The organism is Streptomyces sp. NPDC048192 (assembly GCF_043202415.1).
In the GTDB taxonomy this organism is placed as follows: Bacteria; Actinomycetota; Actinomycetes; order Streptomycetales; family Streptomycetaceae; genus Streptomyces.
The window spans coordinates 1-17,667 of the sequence record NZ_JBIDAL010000028.1 but is presented as its reverse complement, the minus strand read 5'-3'; the positions used below and the strand labels follow the sequence as shown (position 1 = coordinate 17,667).

Annotated in this window: 14 protein-coding genes; 8 read left to right on the top strand and 6 right to left on the bottom strand. The window is 69.4% G+C overall.

The window, feature by feature from the left end; translation table 11 throughout:
- The first annotated feature begins 23 nt into the window (after positions 1 to 23).
- On the top strand, positions 24 to 1,802 hold the full coding sequence (locus tag ACGFZN_RS38000; protein ID WP_393863048.1) for a phosphatidylglycerol lysyltransferase domain-containing protein: 1,779 nt from the start codon (positions 24 to 26) through the stop codon (positions 1,800 to 1,802).
- A gap of 32 nt (positions 1,803 to 1,834) precedes the next feature.
- Here the strand turns inward: ACGFZN_RS38000 and ACGFZN_RS37995 are convergent, their stop codons facing one another.
- On the bottom strand, positions 1,835 to 2,626 hold the full coding sequence (locus ACGFZN_RS37995; protein ID WP_393863047.1) for a BTAD domain-containing putative transcriptional regulator: 792 nt from the start codon (positions 2,624 to 2,626) through the stop codon (positions 1,835 to 1,837).
- Between the two features lie 300 nt (positions 2,627 to 2,926).
- Here ACGFZN_RS37995 and ACGFZN_RS37990 point away from each other — a divergent pair, with 300 nt between their 5' ends.
- The 6 genes from ACGFZN_RS37990 to ACGFZN_RS37965 are packed head-to-tail and all read left to right on the top strand — an operon-like array spanning position 2,927 to position 10,728.
- On the top strand, positions 2,927 to 6,841 hold the full coding sequence (locus tag ACGFZN_RS37990) for an amino acid adenylation domain-containing protein (RefSeq protein WP_393863046.1): 3,915 nt from the start codon (positions 2,927 to 2,929) through the stop codon (positions 6,839 to 6,841).
- Between the two features lie 2 nt (positions 6,842 to 6,843).
- Positions 6,844 to 7,041, top strand: coding sequence for an MbtH family protein (locus tag ACGFZN_RS37985; protein ID WP_393863045.1), 198 nt, complete (start codon positions 6,844 to 6,846; stop codon positions 7,039 to 7,041).
- On the top strand, positions 7,038 to 8,012 hold the full coding sequence (locus ACGFZN_RS37980) for a TauD/TfdA dioxygenase family protein (protein WP_393863044.1): 975 nt from the start codon (positions 7,038 to 7,040) through the stop codon (positions 8,010 to 8,012). The genes ACGFZN_RS37985 and ACGFZN_RS37980 overlap by 4 nt, the downstream gene beginning before the upstream one ends.
- Positions 7,996 to 8,754: an SDR family NAD(P)-dependent oxidoreductase gene (locus tag ACGFZN_RS37975; RefSeq protein ID WP_393863043.1), complete on the top strand. Its 759-nt coding sequence runs from the start codon at positions 7,996 to 7,998 to the stop codon at positions 8,752 to 8,754. Before ACGFZN_RS37980 ends, ACGFZN_RS37975 begins: the two co-directional genes overlap by 17 nt.
- A 49-nt stretch (positions 8,755 to 8,803) precedes the next feature.
- Positions 8,804 to 9,613, top strand: a complete 810-nt coding sequence (locus tag ACGFZN_RS37970; RefSeq protein WP_393863042.1) for a phytanoyl-CoA dioxygenase family protein — start codon at positions 8,804 to 8,806, stop codon at positions 9,611 to 9,613.
- Complete coding sequence (locus ACGFZN_RS37965; RefSeq protein ID WP_393863041.1) at positions 9,610 to 10,728, top strand: zinc-binding dehydrogenase; 1,119 nt, start codon at positions 9,610 to 9,612, stop codon at positions 10,726 to 10,728. Before ACGFZN_RS37970 ends, ACGFZN_RS37965 begins: the two co-directional genes overlap by 4 nt.
- Before the next feature lie 62 nt (positions 10,729 to 10,790).
- Here ACGFZN_RS37965 and ACGFZN_RS37960 read toward each other — a convergent pair whose 3' ends face one another.
- The 5 genes from ACGFZN_RS37960 to tap all read right to left on the bottom strand — a co-directional run bounded on the left by ACGFZN_RS37960 (position 10,791) and on the right by tap (position 16,880).
- On the bottom strand, positions 10,791 to 12,314 hold the full coding sequence (locus ACGFZN_RS37960) for an MFS transporter (RefSeq protein WP_393863040.1): 1,524 nt from the start codon (positions 12,312 to 12,314) through the stop codon (positions 10,791 to 10,793).
- A gap of 94 nt (positions 12,315 to 12,408) precedes the next feature.
- Entirely contained in the window at positions 12,409 to 13,065 is a 657-nt protein-coding gene (locus ACGFZN_RS37955) for a TetR/AcrR family transcriptional regulator (RefSeq protein ID WP_393863039.1), read from the bottom strand.
- 86 nt (positions 13,066 to 13,151) lie between these two features.
- The gene (locus ACGFZN_RS37950) at positions 13,152 to 13,889 is read right to left on the bottom strand and encodes a hypothetical protein (protein ID WP_393863038.1); all 738 of its coding nucleotides are present in this window, start codon (positions 13,887 to 13,889) and stop codon (positions 13,152 to 13,154) included.
- Between the two features lie 186 nt (positions 13,890 to 14,075).
- Positions 14,076 to 14,633 carry a telomere-protecting terminal protein Tpg gene (gene tpg / locus ACGFZN_RS37945; protein ID WP_393863037.1) on the bottom strand — a complete coding sequence of 186 codons (558 nt, stop codon included), beginning with the start codon at positions 14,631 to 14,633 and terminating at the stop codon, positions 14,076 to 14,078.
- A gap of 6 nt (positions 14,634 to 14,639) precedes the next feature.
- Positions 14,640 to 16,880: a telomere-associated protein Tap gene (tap, locus tag ACGFZN_RS37940; protein ID WP_393863036.1), complete on the bottom strand. Its 2,241-nt coding sequence runs from the start codon at positions 16,878 to 16,880 to the stop codon at positions 14,640 to 14,642.
- A gap of 359 nt (positions 16,881 to 17,239) precedes the next feature.
- On the opposite strand from tap, the gene ACGFZN_RS37935 reads away from it, so the two are divergent.
- On the top strand, positions 17,240 to 17,575 hold the full coding sequence (locus tag ACGFZN_RS37935; protein WP_393863035.1) for a hypothetical protein: 336 nt from the start codon (positions 17,240 to 17,242) through the stop codon (positions 17,573 to 17,575).
- Positions 17,576 to 17,667 lie beyond the last annotated feature (92 nt).

Here is a 17,667-nt window from a genome sequence, read left to right as displayed (position 1 = left end):
TTTCCAGCCTCTAGGGTTGCACTATGAACGAGCGTTATCGGAACGGACGGCCATGGGTTCCGGCGGTGGCGGGCCATGTCTGCCGGCTGATCGGTGTCCTGGATCTGGTGAGTGCCCTCTTCCCCGGCTTCCGGCACTCCCGGGTGCACAGCTGGCTCGGTGATCTTCCCGGCGGTGTGACCACACTCGCTGCGGTGGGCCAGCTGACCAGCGGACTGCTGCTGATCCTGCTGGGCCACGCGCTGCGCCGCCGCAAGCGCCGGGCCTGGCGCGCTGTGGTCGTGCTGCTTCCGGTGAGCGCGGCGCTTCACCTGCTGCACCGCCACCAGCTGGTCACGGCGTTGATCGCGCTGGTGCTGTTGGGGGCGATCGTGGTCCACCGGCGTGAGTTCTACGCCAAGGCCGACCCGCGCACCCGGCTGCGAGCGTTCGTCGGCCTGCTCGGTCTCGGCAGTGTCAGCGTTCTGCTCGGGCTGCTCATCGTCAGCGTCCACCCATCGAGCGAGCGCCGGCCGTACGGCTTCCCGCAGCGGCTGGAGCACGTGCTGTACGGGCTGTGCGGCTTCGAGGGGCCGGTCCGGTACACCTCGGCCCCGATCGCCGACCTGGTGGGCTACTCGTTGGGTGCCCTCGGCCTGCTGACCGCGCTGACCACCGCTTGGCTCGCGCTGCGCCCGGAGACGCCGAAACCGGAGCTGACGGCGGAGGACGAGTCGCGGGTGCGAGCGCTGCTCGACCGCTACGGTGCCCGCGACTCCCTGGGCTACTTCGCGCTGCGGCACGACAAGAGCGTGGCTTTCTCCCCCTCAGGAAAGGCCGCGATCGCCTACCGGGTGGTCTCGGGGGTCATGCTGGCCTCCGGCGACCCGCTCGGCGACGTCGAGGCATGGCCGGGCGCCATCCATGCCTTCATGGTCGAGGCCCGCGAGCACGCCTGGGTTCCCGCCGTCGTGGGCTGCAGTGAGACCGGCGGGGAGATCTGGGCCAGGGAGGCCGGACTCGACGCGCTGGAGCTGGGCGACGAGGCGGTGGTCGACACGGCCGACTTCTCGCTGTCGGGCCGGGCCATGCGCAACGTCCGGCAGATGGTGAAGAGGATCGAACGTGCCGGCTACGTCTGCCGGGTGCGCCGGGTCGCCGAACTGGACGCGACGGAGCGGCAGCGGATCGGCGACGCTGCGGCACAGTGGCGGGGCACCACCGTCGAACGCGGATTCTCCACCGCGCTGGGCCGGTTCGGAGATCCCGCGGACGGCGAGTGCGTCGTCGTCACCGCCCACAGGGCACCCGACGAGGCAACGGGGCAGGAGCCGTCCGGTGACGATCTGAAGGCGCTCCTGCACTTCGTGCCCTGGGGGCCTGAGGGCATCTCGCTGGACCTGATGCGGCGCGACCGCTCCGCCGATCCTGGGCTCAACGAACTGCTGATCGTCGCGGCACTGCAGGCGGCGCAGCAGATGGGCGTGCGCCGCGTGTCACTGAACTTCGCGGTGTTCCGCTCGGCCCTGGCCAGAGGGGAGCGGCTCGGAGCCGGACCGGTGCTGCGCGTGTGGCGCGGCCTGCTGGTCTTCGCCTCGCGCTGGTTCCAGATCGAGTCGCTCTACAAGTTCAACGCCAAATTCCAGCCGGACTGGGAGCCGCGTTTCCTGGTGTACCCACGGGCGCGCGATCTGCCCCGGATCGGGCTCGCCATCATGCGGGCCGAGGCATTCATCACCCTTGAACTGCCCAGGCCCGGACGTGCCGGGCGACGGACCACCCTGGCGCCGGCCCTGGCCGAGAACGGCCCTTCCGCCGTCTGAGACGGGGGAAGGGACGTCCTGGGGAAACTTATCTAGGAGACCAGCGGAAGAGCGGCCCCGTCCTCCAGCCAGGAGGCCCGGGAGAGAATGGCGCGCTGCACCTGCCGGAGCCGCAGACTCGGTTCCATTCCCAGCCCTTCGACGAGTTTGTTCCGCAGGGTGTTGTAGACGCCGAGTGCATCGGCGGTGCGGCCGCTTCGGTAGAGAGCCACCATCAGATAGAGATACAGGTTCTCCCATAGCGGCTGGTCCGCGACCAGACCGTAGGTCTCGCTGATCACCCAGGAGTTATGGCCGAGCCGGAGTTCCGTTTCCACCCACAGTTCATGAGCGGAATTCCGTTTCTCGTCCAGCTGGCGGCCCAGGTCGTCCAGCAGGGGCAGGCCGCGGACGTCGGCGAGCGCCGGCCCGCGCCACAGGGCGATGGCGGAGGCCAGCAGTTCCGAGGCCTCCGCCATCCGCCCGACGGTTCTCAGCCCATGGGCCCTGGCCACCGTCGACTCGAAGCGATGCAGGTCCAGTTCGTGCCGCTGCCCCAAGTCGATGAGGTAGCCGGGGGTCCGCGTGGTCAGGACGCCCGGGTCCGCGCCCAGCGCCGACAGGTGTTTGCGCAGTCTGGACACGTAGACCTGCAGAGCGGTGGCCGCGGTGCGCGGTGGGCTGTCCGGCCAGACGAGGTCGGTCAACTGCTGGGCGGAGACGACTCGCTCGGCGTTCAGGCACAGCAGTGCCAGTAGCGCTCGCTGTTTGAGCGCGCCCGGGCCCGGCGAGGTCGAGCCGTCGGCCGCCGAAATCTCAATTGGGCCGAGTATATGGAAGTTCAATTGTGTCCCCCGTGATGTTCTTCTGTGATGGCGAGATGGTCAGTCCCGCCAACGGCTGATCTTCCACAGCGCGCCGGACCTCATGCAAGGTCAGGACGTTCCTTTTGCCGAGAGTTGGTGTTTCTCTCACCGCGATTTGAGCCCCGGCGCGACTAGGGACGATCGGGTGTGACGTACGCCATAGTTGTGGCAAATGCACTGTCCGTCGCATGAAGTGCGAACGGTCCGGCGTATGGGGAAGTTTAGTGGTGCCGTCTAATCTTTGAAATATCCGCACAACGTGATTTACGGGGGAAAGAGTTGGACGGCACTCGTCTGCCACTTTCGGTTGCCCAGCACGAGATATGGCTCGCCGAGCAGCTGAATCCAAAAGGGCGGCAGTCTCGTATCAGTGAGTATCTGGAGATCTGTGGCCCCATCGACACGGAAAGATTCGAAGCCGCACTCCGGCGTACCATCGCCGAGGCCGAACCCTTCCGGGTCCGGTTTGGCGAAAGCGATGGCGTGCCCTGGCAGACCCCCGACGTGGGCGACGACTGGATCTTCCCGGTTCTCGACGTCAGCGCCAAGGACGACCCCATGGCGGCGGCCACGGCGTGGATGCGCGCAGACCTTGCCCGCCGGCTGCCACTGTCCACCGGGCCCCTCTTCTCGTATGCCCTGTTCCGGCTCGGTCCCGAACACTTCGTCTGGTACCTGAGCGCTCATCACATCGTGGCTGACGGGCACAGCGGCGCACTGATCTCCCTCAGGGTCGCCGAGCTCTACAGCGCCGCCGTCAAAGGCCGCGACCCAGTTCCGGAAGCGTACGGCAGCCTGCGCACCCTTCTGGAGAACGAGCGTCGGTACCAGCGGTCGGACGCGTGTGCGGCCGACCAGGCCCACTGGGCTGGCCGGTCCGCCGAGCAACTCAGGCCGACCAGGCTGGCCGGAACCCCGTCCGGCACACCGGACCACAACTTGACCGAGACGGGGCGGCTCACCCCTGCAGACACGGCCCTGCTCCGTACCGCGGCGCGGCAGGCGCGCACACACTGGTCGGTGCTGTTGATCGCCGCCACCGCCGCTTACCTGCACAAGATGACAGGGGAGCGGCACGTGGTCCTCACCCTGCCGGTTGCGGCCCGGCCCGACGCCGAACTCCGCACGGTGCCGGTCATGCTCTCCAACGCTCTGCCGCTGCACGTGGAAGTGCGCCCGGAGGAGTCGGTACTCGACCTGATACGCAAGGTCTCCAGGGAGTTCCGCCTGCTGCTTCGGCACCAGCGCCACCGAGGGGAGTCCCTCTCCCGTTCCTTCGGGCTCCAGCCGCAAGAGAGCTTCCTGACGGCCCCCCAAGTCAACATCATGTCCTTCGACTACGACCTGGAGTTCGCCGGGCACCGAGCCCACGCGCACAACCTCACCCAGGGGCTGGTCGACGACCTCTCCGTCACGGCCTACGACCGCTCCGACGGCCGCGGGCTGCGGATCGACCTGGTCGGCAATCCCGAGCTGTACCGGCCTGAAGAGCTGGCTGCCCACCACCGCCGCTTCCTTGCGCTGCTCAGGGAGTTCACTGCGCCCAACGCCCAGCAGCGAGCAGTCGGCCTGATCGACTTGGCCACTGAGGAGGAGCGTGCCGGACTGCTCGCCGAGTCCCGTGCCAACCGCGTCAAGTATCACGAATCCACGCTGCCCGAACTGTTCGCCGCCCAGGTGGCACGCACCCCCATGGCGACGGCCGTGCTGGACTGTGACGGACGTGCCGTGACCTACCGGGACCTCGACCTCGCGTCGAACCGCCTCGCCCGGCTGCTGATCGCCGAAGGCGCCGGTCCGGACCGAATCGTGGCCCTGGCGGCGTCCCGGTCGACAGACATGATCGTTGCCTTGCTGGCCATCCTGAAGGCCGGAGCCGGGTACCTTCCCGTCGACCCGGACTACCCGGCGGAGCGGATCGCCTTCATGCTGCGGGATTCCGCGCCCGCGCTGCTGCTCACCACCACACAGGTTCTCCCCGGCCTGCCCGGGACGGGCGTCCGCACCCTGGTGGTCGACGGGCCCGAGACCGCCGAGGCACTTCGTCGCCTGTCCGGCGCCGCGGTGGGCGACCAGGACCGGCTCGGCCGGCTGGAGTCGTGGCACACCGCGTACGTCATCTACACCTCGGGCACCACAGGGACCCCCAAGGGCGTGGTGATGCCCACCAGCTCCCTGGTCAACCTGCTCAGGTGGCATGACGCCGACGTCCCGCAGGTTCCCGGCACCAGGACGGCCCAGTTCACCGCACTCAGCTTCGACGTGTCAGTGCAGGAGATCACCTCGGCCCTGCTCTTCGGTAAGACCCTGGTCATCCCGGACGACGACGTCCGACGCGACCCGGACCGCCTGGTGGAGTGGCTGGACGAACAGCAAATCAACGAGTTCTTCGCACCTCACTTGGTGATCGAGGCCATCTGCGAGGCCGCCGGTGCACGGGACCGGGAACTGCCCGCGCTGCGGGTGCTCGCCCAGGGAGGCGAGGCCCTTGTGCCGAGCCGCGCCATCCGGGAGTTCTGCCGCCGGGTACCGAACCGGCGACTGCACAACCACTACGGCCCCTCCGAGACCCACCTGGTCACCGCCCACACCCTGGCGGCCGACCCCGCCGACTGGCCCGCCTCCGTGCCGATCGGACGACCCATCCCCAACGTGTCCGGTTACGTCCTGGACAGCGGTCTGCGTCCGACGCCACCAGGCGTTGCGGGTGAGCTGTACTTGGCCGGCTCGGCACTCGCCCACGGTTACCTCAACCGCCCGGCACTGACAGCCGAACGCTTCGTGGCCGATCCCTTCGGCGAGCCCGGAAGCCGGATGTACCGCACGGGCGACCTGGTCCGCCGCCTCCCCGGCGGCGATCTGGAGTACCTGGGCCGTACCGACCACCAGGTCAAGATCAGGGGCATCCGGATCGAGCCGGGGGAAGTCAAGAACGCCGTCGCGGGGTGTCCGGGCGTCACCCAGGCCGAGGTCGTCGTCCGTGAAGATCCCTCCGGGGCCGCTTGTCTGGTCGCCTATGTGGTGGCGCAGAGCGGGGAAGCACCGACTCCGGCGGCCGTCCACACGTATGTGGCAGAGCGGCTGCCCAGACACATGGTGCCGGCCGCCGTGGTTGTGCTCGACACCTTCCCGCTGACCCCCAACGGCAAGCTCGACCGCCGGGCCCTGCCCCAACCCGACTTCACTGCGGCCGCCTCCACCCGTGCCCCGCGCACCGCGCGGGAGAAGGCCCTGGCGAGGCACTTCGCCGAGGTGCTGGGAGTGGCCCGAGTCGGCGTGGAAGACGACTTCTTCCAACTCGGCGGTCACTCGATGCTGGCGGCCCGGCTCCTCGCCCGGATCCAAGCCGACTTCCGGGTGGAACTGAGCGTCCGGGACCTGTTCGAGGCCCCGACGGTGGCGGCGCTGGACAACCGGATGGCCGCTGCGGCACCGGACGGGGGCCCCCTGGCACCGCTGCTGCCGCTGCGCCGCCAGGGCAGCCGCCCGCCGCTGTTCTGCTTCCCTCCCGCCGCCGGCATCAGCTGGTCCTACCAGGGCCTGCTCCGCCACCTCGGCCCCGACCAGCCGGTGTATGGGCTCCAGGCGCCTGGCCTCACGGACCTCGGCCGGATGCCCGGCAGCGTCCAGGAGATGGCCGCCGCCTACCTGGAGCAGATCCGCGCCGTACAGCCCACCGGGCCCTACCACCTGCTCGGCTGGTCCTTCGGCGGGCTGGTGGCCCATGCCGCGGCGACCGCCCTCCAGACGGCGGGCGAAAGGGTCGCGCTGCTTGCCGTCCTGGACTCCTACCCCTGCCCGAGCGGCACGGGACCGGCGCCCGAGATCGACGACCGCGCCTTCGTCAGCCTTGTGTTCGGCGGCGCCGGCCAGATGCCGGACGGGGTGCCGACCGGGCGTCTGCACGCAGTCTTCCTGCACCACCTGCGTCTGATGACCTCCTTCACACCCGGCCGCTTCCAGGGCGACCTGCTCTTCTTCACCGCCGCGCTGTCCGACCCGGCCGACCCCTACGAGGCCGGCCGCACCTCCCCCCATACCTGGCGGGCGCACGTGGACGGCGAGATCCACACGCATGACGTGACCGTGACCCATCACCGCATGACCACGCCCGAAGCTCTCGTGCAACTAGGGCCCGTACTCGCCGACCACCTGCACAGAACGGCCCTCGACCGCGACTTCTTGGGGAGCTGACCGTGCCGAACCCCTTCGACGACCCGAACGGGACCTACCTGGTCCTGGCCGACGGGGAAGGCCACTACTCACTGTGGCCGGCCTTCGCCGACGTCCCCGCCGGCTGGGCCGTCGTCCGTCACGCCGGCACCCGCAAGGAGTGCCTGGACCACATCGACCATCACCCGACCGACAGACCGATCGGAGCAGAAACCACATGAACACGAAGCTGAGCGACGAAGCAGCGAAGGACGCCCAGGAAGAACTGGCACGCATCCGCGCGCTGGTGCGGCACGGAATCGACGGCCGCGAGGACTACCACGGGCCGAGGCTGCTCCGGCGCCTCGCCGAAGGCCAGCATGGCGGACCGTACCGGCACTTCTCGGTGCGCCCCTACGGTCCACTGCTGGGTGCTGAGATCGAGGGGCTGGACCTGTCCGAACCGCTGACCCCCGAACTCTTCGAGGAACTGGACCGCGCCCTGCTGGAGTGGAAGGTCCTGTTCTTCCGCGGGCAGGAACTCACCCACGAGCAGCAGCGGGCTTTCGCCGCCAACTGGGGCGAGATCGACCAACATCCGTTCCTGCCCAAAGGTGCCTCCCAGGACGTCGTCCGTCTGGAGAAGGGGGCTGCCAACCCCGGCTTCGAGAACGTCTGGCACCACGACTTCCCCTGGATCCCCCACCCGCCGCTCGGTGCTGTCCTGCGGATGGTGGAGATGCCCGAGGCCGGGGGCGACACGCTCTTCGCCGACACCGGCGCCGCCTACGACAACCTGCCCGACGAGGTGAAGAGCCGTCTGGAGGGCCTGCGGGCGGTGCACGACTTCACACCGTCGGCGAACTACCGCGACCTGCTGACGGACGAACAGCGCAGTCACTTCCAGGAGTTGTTCCCGCCGGTCGCCCATCCGGTGGTACGGACCCACCCCCGCACAGGACGCAAGAGCCTCTTCGTCACTTCCATCTTCACCACACACATCGAGGGGCTGGAGCCCGCGGAAAGCGAGGAACTGCTGCGCTACCTGTTCCGACAGGTCCAGTACCCCGAGTACCAGGTTCGTTTCCGCTGGCAGCCGGGAGACGTGGTGTTCTGGGACAACCGCGCAGTGCAGCATTACGCCACGTCCGACTATTACCCCCACCGCCGTGTTGTGGACCGTGCGGCCATCGCCGGTGACCGGCCGTTCTGAGGTGGCCGCCTGTACGGCCGTGGTGAGCGGCGGCACCCGCGGCATCGGACTGGAGCTGTCCAGGCGGCTCAGCGCCCTCGGCTACCACGTCCTCGCCCTCTACCGGGGCGATGAGCGGGCGGCCCGTGCGGCCGCCGGGCAGGGCGGGGGCGGCATCGAAGCCGTACGGATCGACCTGACCCGTCCGGCCGAGGTCCGGGCGGGCTGCGAGCGCATCCTCGCCGCCCACGGCGCACCGCACGTCCTGGTGAACAACGCCGGTGTCAACCGGGACCGGCCCTTCCTGGAGCTGACCGACGGGGACTGGGACCAGGTGATCGCCACCAACCTGTCCGGGCCGTTCCACCTCACCAAGGCGCTGGCCCCGGCGATGATGGCGGCAGGCTGCGGATCGATTGTAAACATCGGGGCGACCACCGCCATCCGACCGCGTCCGAACGGGGCCAACTACTGCGCCAGCAAGGCCGGGCTGCTTCAGCTCACCCGGTGTCTGGCACTGGAACTCGCGCCGGCGGTCCGGGTCAACGCGCTGCTTCCCGGCTTCACCGACACACCTGAGGTCGTTGAGCGGTACCGGCTGGACGAGCCGGAGCCACGCCGGCGCGTTCTGGGCCAGATCCCGCTCGGGCGGATCGGCACGGTGACGGACGTCGCCGACGCCCTCGAATTCCTGGTGACCGATCGCAGCCGCTATCTCACCGGCCAGCAACTCGTTGTGGACGGGGGCAACTTCATGGGCTGAGCGCCTTTTGCACGAGATACATCCGTAACACAGCGAGAGAAGCAAAGAATTGATTAGCGAGGAACAGCTCAACCGCTACCACGAGGATGGTTTCCTCCTGGTGGAGTCCGCACTGACCGCCGCCGAAGTGGCGGCCCTGCGTGCGGCGTTCGAGCGTGACTGCGAGGTCCCCGGACCCCAGCGGATCGTCGAGGACGACGGTGTCGCAGTGCGGGCCGTCTACGCTTCCCACCAGCGCCAGCCGGAGTACGCCGCGCTGCTCCGTGACCCCCGGGTCCTGGGACCGGTCAGGCGGCTGCTGACCGAGGACGTCTACCCGTACCAGTTCAAGATCAACGCTAAGCCGGCCTTCGGCGGCGAACGATGGTCGTGGCACCAGGACTACGTCGCCTGGCGTATCGCCGACAACCTGCCCGCCCCGCGCCAGGTCAACGTGGGCGTCTTCCTCGACAACGTGGACGAGTTCAACGGCCCGGTCATCTTCGTCCCCGGCTCCCACCGCGCCGGTCTGGTGCGCGACGACCGCCGCGAGGGGGCCAAGTCCGAGCTGCACCTCGACCCGGACGACATCGCGCTGACCGCCGAGCAGCTCGCCGACCTGGTGGGCACGCACGGCATGACCAGCCCCAAGGGGCTGGCCGGCTCGCTGGTCTTCTTCTCCCCGGAGATCGTGCACGGTTCGGCTCCGAACATGTCCCCGTTTCCGCGCCGGCTGCTCATCGCGACCTACAACGACACCACGAACCTGCCGAGCTGGACTGGTGAACCACGCCCGGAGCACGTGGTCCTGCGCGACACTCGGCCGCTGGTGCCCCTTGCGGAACCCTTCCTCGCATCCCTCGACGGAGCCGCACGATGACCGCGCGACCCGTACCGGGGTCCCGTGCGCTGGTCCTCGATGAGTTCGATCAGCCCCTGAAGCTGCGGGAGTTCGACCTCCCGCCGGCCCCTGCGGGTGGGCTGGTGGTGGCTTGCGGTTACGGCGGGGTGTGCGGAACCGACCTGCACCTTCAGAAGGGCCACCTGGCGGTGCCCACTCCGCTGGTGCTCGGCCACGAAGGCCTGGGCGTGGTGCACGAGCTGGGTCCTGGAACCAGCGTGGACGCAGCCGGTCTGCCGCTGCGGGCGGGTGATGCGGTGATGTGGGCGTCCTCTATCGCCTGCGGCGTCTGCGTGCCCTGCCGGCAGTACCGAGAGCCGACGCTGTGCGAGCAGCGCCGCACCTACGGCGTGAACCGCTCCACGACGGAGGAGCCGGCCCTTTCCGGGGCCTGGGCCGAGCACATCGTGCTGCGCCCGGGGACCACGGTCGTCAGACTCGACCCGCGGGTCGATCAGCTGGCCGCGATGTCTCTGGCGTGTGCCGGTCCGACGGTGGTGCACGCACTCCACGAGCGTCGGCCGGTCCGGCTCGGCGAGACGGTCGTGGTCCAGGGCAGCGGGCCGGTTGGCCTCGCCGCCGCGGCACTGGCCCAGCTCTCCGGCGCGGGCAAGGTGATCATCGTGGGCGGTCCCGCCGAGCGGCTGCGGCTGGCGGCCGAGGCCGGCATCGGCGACGTGCACATCGACATGGCCGGCGCGGCAGCACCCCAGGAGGTGCTGGCCGAGGTGCTGGAGGCGACCGGTGGGCACGGCGCCGATCTGGTGATCGAATGCGCGGGAGTGCCCGCAGCGGTGGCCCAGGGGCTGACCCTGGCCCGGCGCGGGGGCTCCTACCTGGTGATCGGCCAGTACACGGATGCCGGTGACACGGTGCTCAACCCGCACCAGATCGTCTTCCGGCAGCTGGACGTGATCGGCTCCTGGGCGTTCTCCGGAGCACACCTGGTCGAGTACGTGAGGCTTCTTCCGGCACTGACGGCGCGCTTCGAACTCGCGCGGCTGGTGACGGTGTTCCCGCTGAGCGACCATGCCGAGGCGCTGGCCCGGGTGTCCGACGGGTCGGTGATGAAGGCGGTCTTCACCTCCGGCTGAATGGTGGGAGCGTCGCGCTGAAGGGGTTCCTCCCGGCCACCGGGAGGAACCCCTTCGTCCTCTCAGCCGTGCAGGACGGGCGCTGTCGTCGTCTTCTCCGTGTCGGTCGCGGCGGCTGCACCGGCGTCCTGGCTGGGACCTTGGATGAGCGTGAAGGCGGCCAGCGCGGCGATGCCGAGGATCGACACGGCCCACCAGCTCGCGACCGTGTACCCGTGGACGGCGGCATGATTGGCGTAGCCGGCCTTGCCGAGGGACCTGGCCTGCTGAAGGTGCCTGGCGGCCCAGCGGTGGCCCGAACTGCTCGCGACGGTGTTTAGCAGCGCGGTCCCAATCGATCCGCCGACCTGCTGCGAGGTGGAGACCATGGCGGAGGCCACACCGGCGTCCCGCGGCTGCACGCGGTGCGTGGCCAGACTCGTCGCGGGCATGAAGGCCGTTCCCATGCCGAGCCCGAGCAGGACCTGTGCGGGCAACACCACGGCGGCGTAGGAGCTTTCGACCTCGAGCTGAGTCAGCAGCAGGATGCCAAGGGCGGAGACCAGGAAACCGGTCCCCATCAGCAGCCGGGGCGGAAGCACGTTCATCAGCCGGGAGCCGATCTGGGTGGACCCGGTGACCATGCCCAGGATCATCGGGAGGAACGCGAGTCCGGTGACGAGGGGCGTGTACCCCTTCACAACCTGTAGGTAGTAGGTCAGGAAGAGGAAGAGGCCGAACATCCCGATGACCGACAGGCCGAGCGAGAGGTAGACCCCGCCGCGGTTGCGGTCGGTGACGACCCGTAGAGGGAGCAGCGGCGTCGCGACCCTGCTTTCGACCAGGACGAAGACGGCGAGCAGGAGCACCGCACCGACCAGCGGCAGCACGGTGTCCTGCGCGCGCCACCCGTGTGTCTCGGCCTGTGAGAAGCCGAGGACGAGCAGGACCAGGCCACCGGTCGCCAGCAGGACTCCGGGGATGTCCAGCCGGGACCGCTGGGGCCGCTCATCGGGTTCGCGGACCACCGTCAGGGCGCCGACGATCCCGGCGACCGCGAAGGGGATGTTGACGTACAGCGCCCAGCGCCAGCTCAGATACTGGGTGAGCACTCCGCCGAGGATCAGTCCGAGGGCGCCGCCACCACCGGAGACGGCGCCGTAGATGCCGAACGCCTTGGCACGCTCTTTCGGTTCGCTGAACGTCACGGACAGCAGGGACAGGGCGGCCGGCGCCAGCAATGCCCCGAACACCCCCTGCAGTGTGCGGGCCGCCAGCAGGGTTGCCGTGCCGACCGCCGCACCGCCCAGCGCGGAGGCTCCCGCGAAGCCGATGAGGCCGATGATGAACATACGGCGCCGCCCGGCCAGGTCGGCGATGCGGCCGCCGAAGAGCAGCAGTCCGCCGAACGCCAGCGAGTAGGCGGTGATGACCCACTGGCGATTGCCGTCGGTGATGCCGAGGTCGTGCTGTGCCGAGGGCAGGGAGATGTTGACGACCGTGGTGTCGAGAACGACCATCAGCTGAGCCAGCGCGATGACTATCAGCGCTTTCCAGCGCCGGGAATGTATCCGCCGGGCGTCCGGATGGGGAGGCGTGCCTTGCATGATGTGATCCCTCGCGGAAGTTGGGGGAACCGGGCGCCGGCCCCTGACCGGTGCCCCTGACGCAAATCCGTGTGCAGGGCCAGGCCCGCGTGTCCTATGACTCCGGCTGCGGGGCCGCGGGGGCCGGCAGGATGCCGAGCGCTGGCAGAATCGCCGAGAGCGTGGCGACAGCGGCGTCCAGGGCTTCCGGCACCCCTGGTCCCTCACCCGCCGTCCGCGCGAGGATGCCCTCACGCACGGCCAGCAGGGTAGCCGCCACACCACCGACGGGCGCAGCCCCCCGAGCCACCGCGGGACAGCACCGCTGGAGCAGTTCCGCCAGAGCCTCCCGGACCGCTCGGTCGTGTTTGTCCAGCTGGGCGGCGAGCCGCGCATCCCGGGCGGCGTGGATGCGGAACTCCAGGAACAGCAGGATCCAGTTCCGCTCCAGCGGGTCGACCTCCAGCAACGCCCGCGCCACCCCTTCGGCCGAGGTGGTCCCGGGCCCGACCAGCAGCCGCTCCAACTGGTCGAGACGGTCCGCCGAGTGCCGATCGAAGAGCGCGAGGACCAGGTCGTCCTTGCTGCGGAAGTTGGAGTAGAACGCGCCTCGCGTGTACCCCGCGGCGGCGCAGAGGTCCTCGATCGTCGTCTGGGTGTAGCCGCGCTCCACGAGGACGCGTTCAGCTGAATCCAGCAGTCGCGCACGGGTGTGCACCCGCCGGCGGGGCGGGCGGGTCTCTGGTCCGGACACGGCGTCTGGTGGGCTCACAGGCTCACGATACATGGTGTATTGAATGCGGCATGTACTGAATCCATCCCGTACTGAACTCGGGTGCCTGATCTGTGGAGGCCGGCTCAGGTGCTGCTGCGTCGGACCCGTTGGCTGCTGCCCGGGGAGTACTGGTCCGGCGGCGAGTACAGCCTCCAGGGGCACATCGCGTTGCCGTGGGCGGGCGAGCTGGACCGGCTGATGCAGCGCTGCACCGTGCTCCAACCGGTGGGCCGGCCACGATGGCCGAGTTCGCGAAGGAGGTCCGTGCCTGCCTGGCCGAGCCGCCCGAGTTCCGCGAGACCGCGTCGATCACCGAGATGCAGGACCGGCTCGCCGTCCTGACCGCCGCGTCGCACGAGGCCGCGCAGCTGGCCCTGGAACGCCGGAACTCCCTTGACCGGGTCGCCCGGGAGCTCAACGAACTCTTCACGGGCCTTTGGGGCGTGGTCGACGAGATGCTCCAGGGCAAGTTCTTCTACTCCGAGGCGCAGGCAGAGCCGAGCGACGCGACGCATCTGCTGCCGAGGCTGATGCCCCCGCGGGGACATCAGCGCGGAGCGCAGTTCACCTCGCCGGACCAGCTCGGCAAGGCCGCGGTGAAGTTCTCGTTCGTGGTGCGTCTGGTCGACAAGCTCGACGACGCGGCAGAGATCACCTTCGACTTGCGGGTCGTCCACCGACACCACGGTCTGGAGGACTATCCCTTCGAGCTGCAGCGCGCCTGGAACGCGCCCGTCGGTTCCGTCCAGTTCGCCCGGATCCTGGACGAGATACGCGACGTCGCCTCCAACGCGGTGCTGGGCATGCTTCCAGTGCCGCATCCTCGCCCCGGACGACGACCAAGGCCCGCGCGGGCGCATCTGACCCGGCGAGATCGCGAGGGCGATCCGGGAGAGACCCATCTCCGGGTCGCCCTCGCGGTCTCGCCGGGCTGCGTGGTTTCCCCAACGGACCGCCGTGCGGCACGCTCACAGGGCCCGCTCGAGCGTACGGGGCGCCTTGCGCGCCTACAGCTCGATCTCGATCTGCTCCACGTCGGTGAACTCCACTCCCAGGCCGTGCGCGCGGGTGTTGTTGGCGCGGAAGTACATCTGTGCGAGGCCTTCGGCAGCGATCTGCTGGAGCTGGTGTTCGGTGGCGCCCTGGTCGCGGGCGGTGAACAGGCGGGCTGCGAACTCGGGTGGGAGGGCTTGGGTGATGTCGCGAATGCGGGCGTCGTCGGTGGTGCCGGGCGCGGCGGTGAATCCGAAGCGGGCGCGGGTGGAGACGACCAGACCGTCGGTGGTGGCGGCCTTCTTCTTCGCCCTGGCCCGCACTTGCGGCTGCCACCGCTTCTTGACCTCGCGGTCTATGCGTTGACGCAGTGCCTGGCGGGGGCGCTTGAGGGTGCCGGCCACGTACCGTTCCACGGTGCGCTGGGAGATGCCCAGCAGCTGGGCGACCTGCTTGGTGGTCTTGAGCTGCTTGACCAGGTACTTCATCTGGGCCTGGGCGCTCTTGGGGGCGGGCCGGGTGAAGGCCTGCTCCAGGGCTCGATCCAGGCTGTCCCCGATGCGGTCGACCATGGCGTGTTACTCCCCTTCGCCGGCACTGGGGTCGTTCTTGATGAGGTTGGCGATGTTGAACACGCCGCCTTGCTCTTCGAACTGTTCCTCGGCCCACAGGACGGTCTGGGTGCCCTGGTGCTTGACCATGCCCGGTGAGACGCCGAGCCGGAACGCGCCCGGCACCGGCTTGCCCTCCGCGGTGTGGGGCAGGACGTCCAGGGGGCTGGGGCCGGGTGAGGGGTAGACGATGGCGTCGGTGCCGATCGCGACCGGGTACAGGTCGGCCGCCGCGGCGGTCTTCATCAGCTTGCGGTGGATGCCGATGCGCTGGTTGGCCAGGACAGCGGCCCGGATGTCGGGGCGCCACGTCTCCCGCGCGAGGGCCGGCCACGGCTCGTAGTAGGGCACCTGGCCCCGGTTGCGCTGGCGGAGCTTGCCGATCCCGCCCTTCGCGGTCGCCTTGATCGCGCCCGCCAGCAGCGCCATCGCCGGGTCGACCTGCTTGGAGCGGGCCATCGCATCCAGGAACTCCTGGCCGCCCAGGTCGGTGGTCACGCCGAGGTCGGCCATCGTGGCCACGTAGGCGTCGCGCAGCCGCTTGTACCAGGGGTCCAGGTAGCGGCCGGTCTGGGTGCGCACGTAGGCCTCGATCGGCGCGACGTCGAAGCCGAGCTCCACGGCGTAGGCGACGGTCGGGGTGGCGTACCAGGCCGGGCCGGTGGGCGTCTCGCCCTTGGGCGTGAACGGGCTCGGGAGGCGGTCACCGTCGACGGTGCGGCCGGCGATGTCCACGCGGGAGAGGTCGACGTGGGACAGGTCGACCAGCCAGGAACCCGGCAGGGAGGGGTCGAACGCCGGGTTGCCGGTGAGGTGGGTGGGGCCGTTCAGACCGACGGTGAGCCCGTTGGCGGCCGCGGCGAACGACATGTTGATGTCGATCGCGACCAGGTACCGGCGTGTGCACTCCTCATCGGTCAGCGGCCGGCACCAGTCGTAGGGCTCCTCCATCAGCATCTCCGCCGCAGTACGCAGATGATGCCGGGCGAACTTCCCCTTCAGGATGGGGTGTTCGTCGGGGACCTCGCACTCCACCACGTCGTACACGGCGGTGAGCGCGTCGGTGTTGAAGGCCTGCTTGAACTCTCCGGTGACCGGATCCTTCTCCGCACGGGTCGGCGGGCGCAGCGCGGTCATCAGCTCCAGGCCGGTGACGGCCGCGGTGCCGCGCGGCGTCATCACCCGCTGCGCAAAAGCGCCCAGGTACCGGGCCAGGTCCGCCGGGTGCATCGTCGGCAGCTGCGGGTCGTCCCTTCTGTTCCACTCCCGTGCATCCAGGGCATTCCAGGACGGGATGCACAGCTGCACGCACTGGCGCCGCGAGCCCTCGGCCGGGCGGTAGATCCGCGCCCACGGCCCGAACCCGCGCTTAGTCAGCTTCCACTCGGCACGGTGGAGCTGCTTGACCACCTTGTGTCCGTCCGGGAGCCGTCCGGCGCGCCGCTCCTCCTCCGACAGAGAGGCGGGCAGACCGTAGCGCTCCAGCGCGGCCGGAGTGAGGACCAGGACCGGATCGGCGTCACGGCCGTTGCGGTGCAGGCGAGCCTGCCCGAGCCTGGCCTCGGCCAGCGTCCACTCGATCAGAGACGGCAGCGACTTCGCGGGCACATCCAGGACCAGACCGCCAACGCAGTACGCCAGGACCTGACCGTCCTCGTCGACGTCCACCACGGCCAGCGGACCATTCTCGAAACGCGGATCGGCAGCCGCGGCCGGGGCAGCCGGCTTCTTCGCCGCCTTCTTAGGGCCGGGGCGCCGCGGCGACGCCGACAGCCTGGCATCGCCGGTCGGACGGTGCGAGCCAGCCGCATCCGCCGGCGCCTCGCCTACTGGCACTGCAGTCGCTAGCTCGGAGGCCAGTTGCTCGAGCGCCTGCTCTGTCACAGGCTCCGGCACGGCGGGGTCCGCGACTGTCTCCGTCTCCGTCTCCGGGACCTCGGGCTCCGCGGCCGGGCCGGGGAAGCGTTCAGCGAGCTTCTCCAGGAGGCGGGCGTAGGCGGCACGCTGCGGCGGTCGAGGTTCAGTCTTGCCCAGCTCCCAGTTGGCGACCGTCTCACGACGCGTCTCCAAAGCGCTGGCGATCTGGCCCTGAGTCAGCCCGGCGGCCTCCCGCAGGCGCCTGCGCTCGGCAGGCGAGGGCAGGTCATCCTGCGCTACCTGCTCCAAAAGCGCATCGACTGCACTGAACAGCTCGTTCTCAGTGGGCACGCAGCTCACCTCCACCCTCCCACCCTACCTTGGATTGCATGTCCAATCGCGCATCCAATAGCGCTTTTGAATTCACATGGATTACTTCTGACTCGATCCACCAGTGCGTCCTGGGCGACCTGTGGGGCTGGAGGGATGTCCTGTCGCATCGGACCTTGACCGGTCTCACCGAAGTTTGACGACCATCCTGTTCGTCTCATCGAATCTTGCTCACCGCGCGGGGTGTCTTGTGGAGCGGGTCGCGTAGCCTCACCTGTGTGCCTCGCCATTCGAAGAAGCCCCGTCGGCTGGTCGCCGACGGGCGCGTGTACATGTGGACGATGCGCCACAGCCACCGAAGGGGCCACGATGGGCGGTCCATGGACTGCCGCCAGATTCTCACCCTGTCCCCTCAGCCTGCCGGCACCGGCGGGCCGCTGCGCATTGTCTTTGCCGACGGGCCCGGCCGGTACGTCCCGGGCGGGGCCCCCTTCGGCTCCGGGGACGTGGGCTTCACCCAGGGCGCAGACCTGAACCTGCACGAGCCGGGCGCCGTTCGGGCGCTGCTCGGTGCAGCGCTGGCCCGTGGGTGGCAACCGGAGGAGCGGCGGGCGGTGGAGGTTGACGGCTGGCCTCTGCTGGAGGCGGCGGCCGCCGTGCAAGCCGGAGACGTCGGCCCCGAAAGCCCCGTAGCTACGGCGATCAAACTTCAGTGAGCCTCTTTCATCGTGAATAGTCGCAGGTCAGTAGTACGTGGATGGCTTGGACAGTGCGGCTGATGCGGCGGGTGGAAGAGCGTGTTCTGCGC

Coding starts and splice junctions, on each gene's coding strand:
- ACGFZN_RS38000 (WP_393863048.1), top strand. CDS start 24: ATGAACGAGCGTTATCGGAACGGACGGCCATGGGTTCCGGCGGTGGCG.
- ACGFZN_RS37950 (WP_393863038.1), bottom strand. CDS start 13,889: ATGCGGCACTGGAAGCATGCCCAGCACCGCGTTGGAGGCGACGTCGCG.
- ACGFZN_RS37935 (WP_393863035.1), top strand. CDS start 17,240: ATGGACTGCCGCCAGATTCTCACCCTGTCCCCTCAGCCTGCCGGCACC.
- tpg (WP_393863037.1), bottom strand. CDS start 14,633: ATGGTCGACCGCATCGGGGACAGCCTGGATCGAGCCCTGGAGCAGGCC.
- ACGFZN_RS37960 (WP_393863040.1), bottom strand. CDS start 12,314: ATGCAAGGCACGCCTCCCCATCCGGACGCCCGGCGGATACATTCCCGG.
- ACGFZN_RS37965 (WP_393863041.1), top strand. CDS start 9,610: ATGACCGCGCGACCCGTACCGGGGTCCCGTGCGCTGGTCCTCGATGAG.
- ACGFZN_RS37980 (WP_393863044.1), top strand. CDS start 7,038: ATGAACACGAAGCTGAGCGACGAAGCAGCGAAGGACGCCCAGGAAGAA.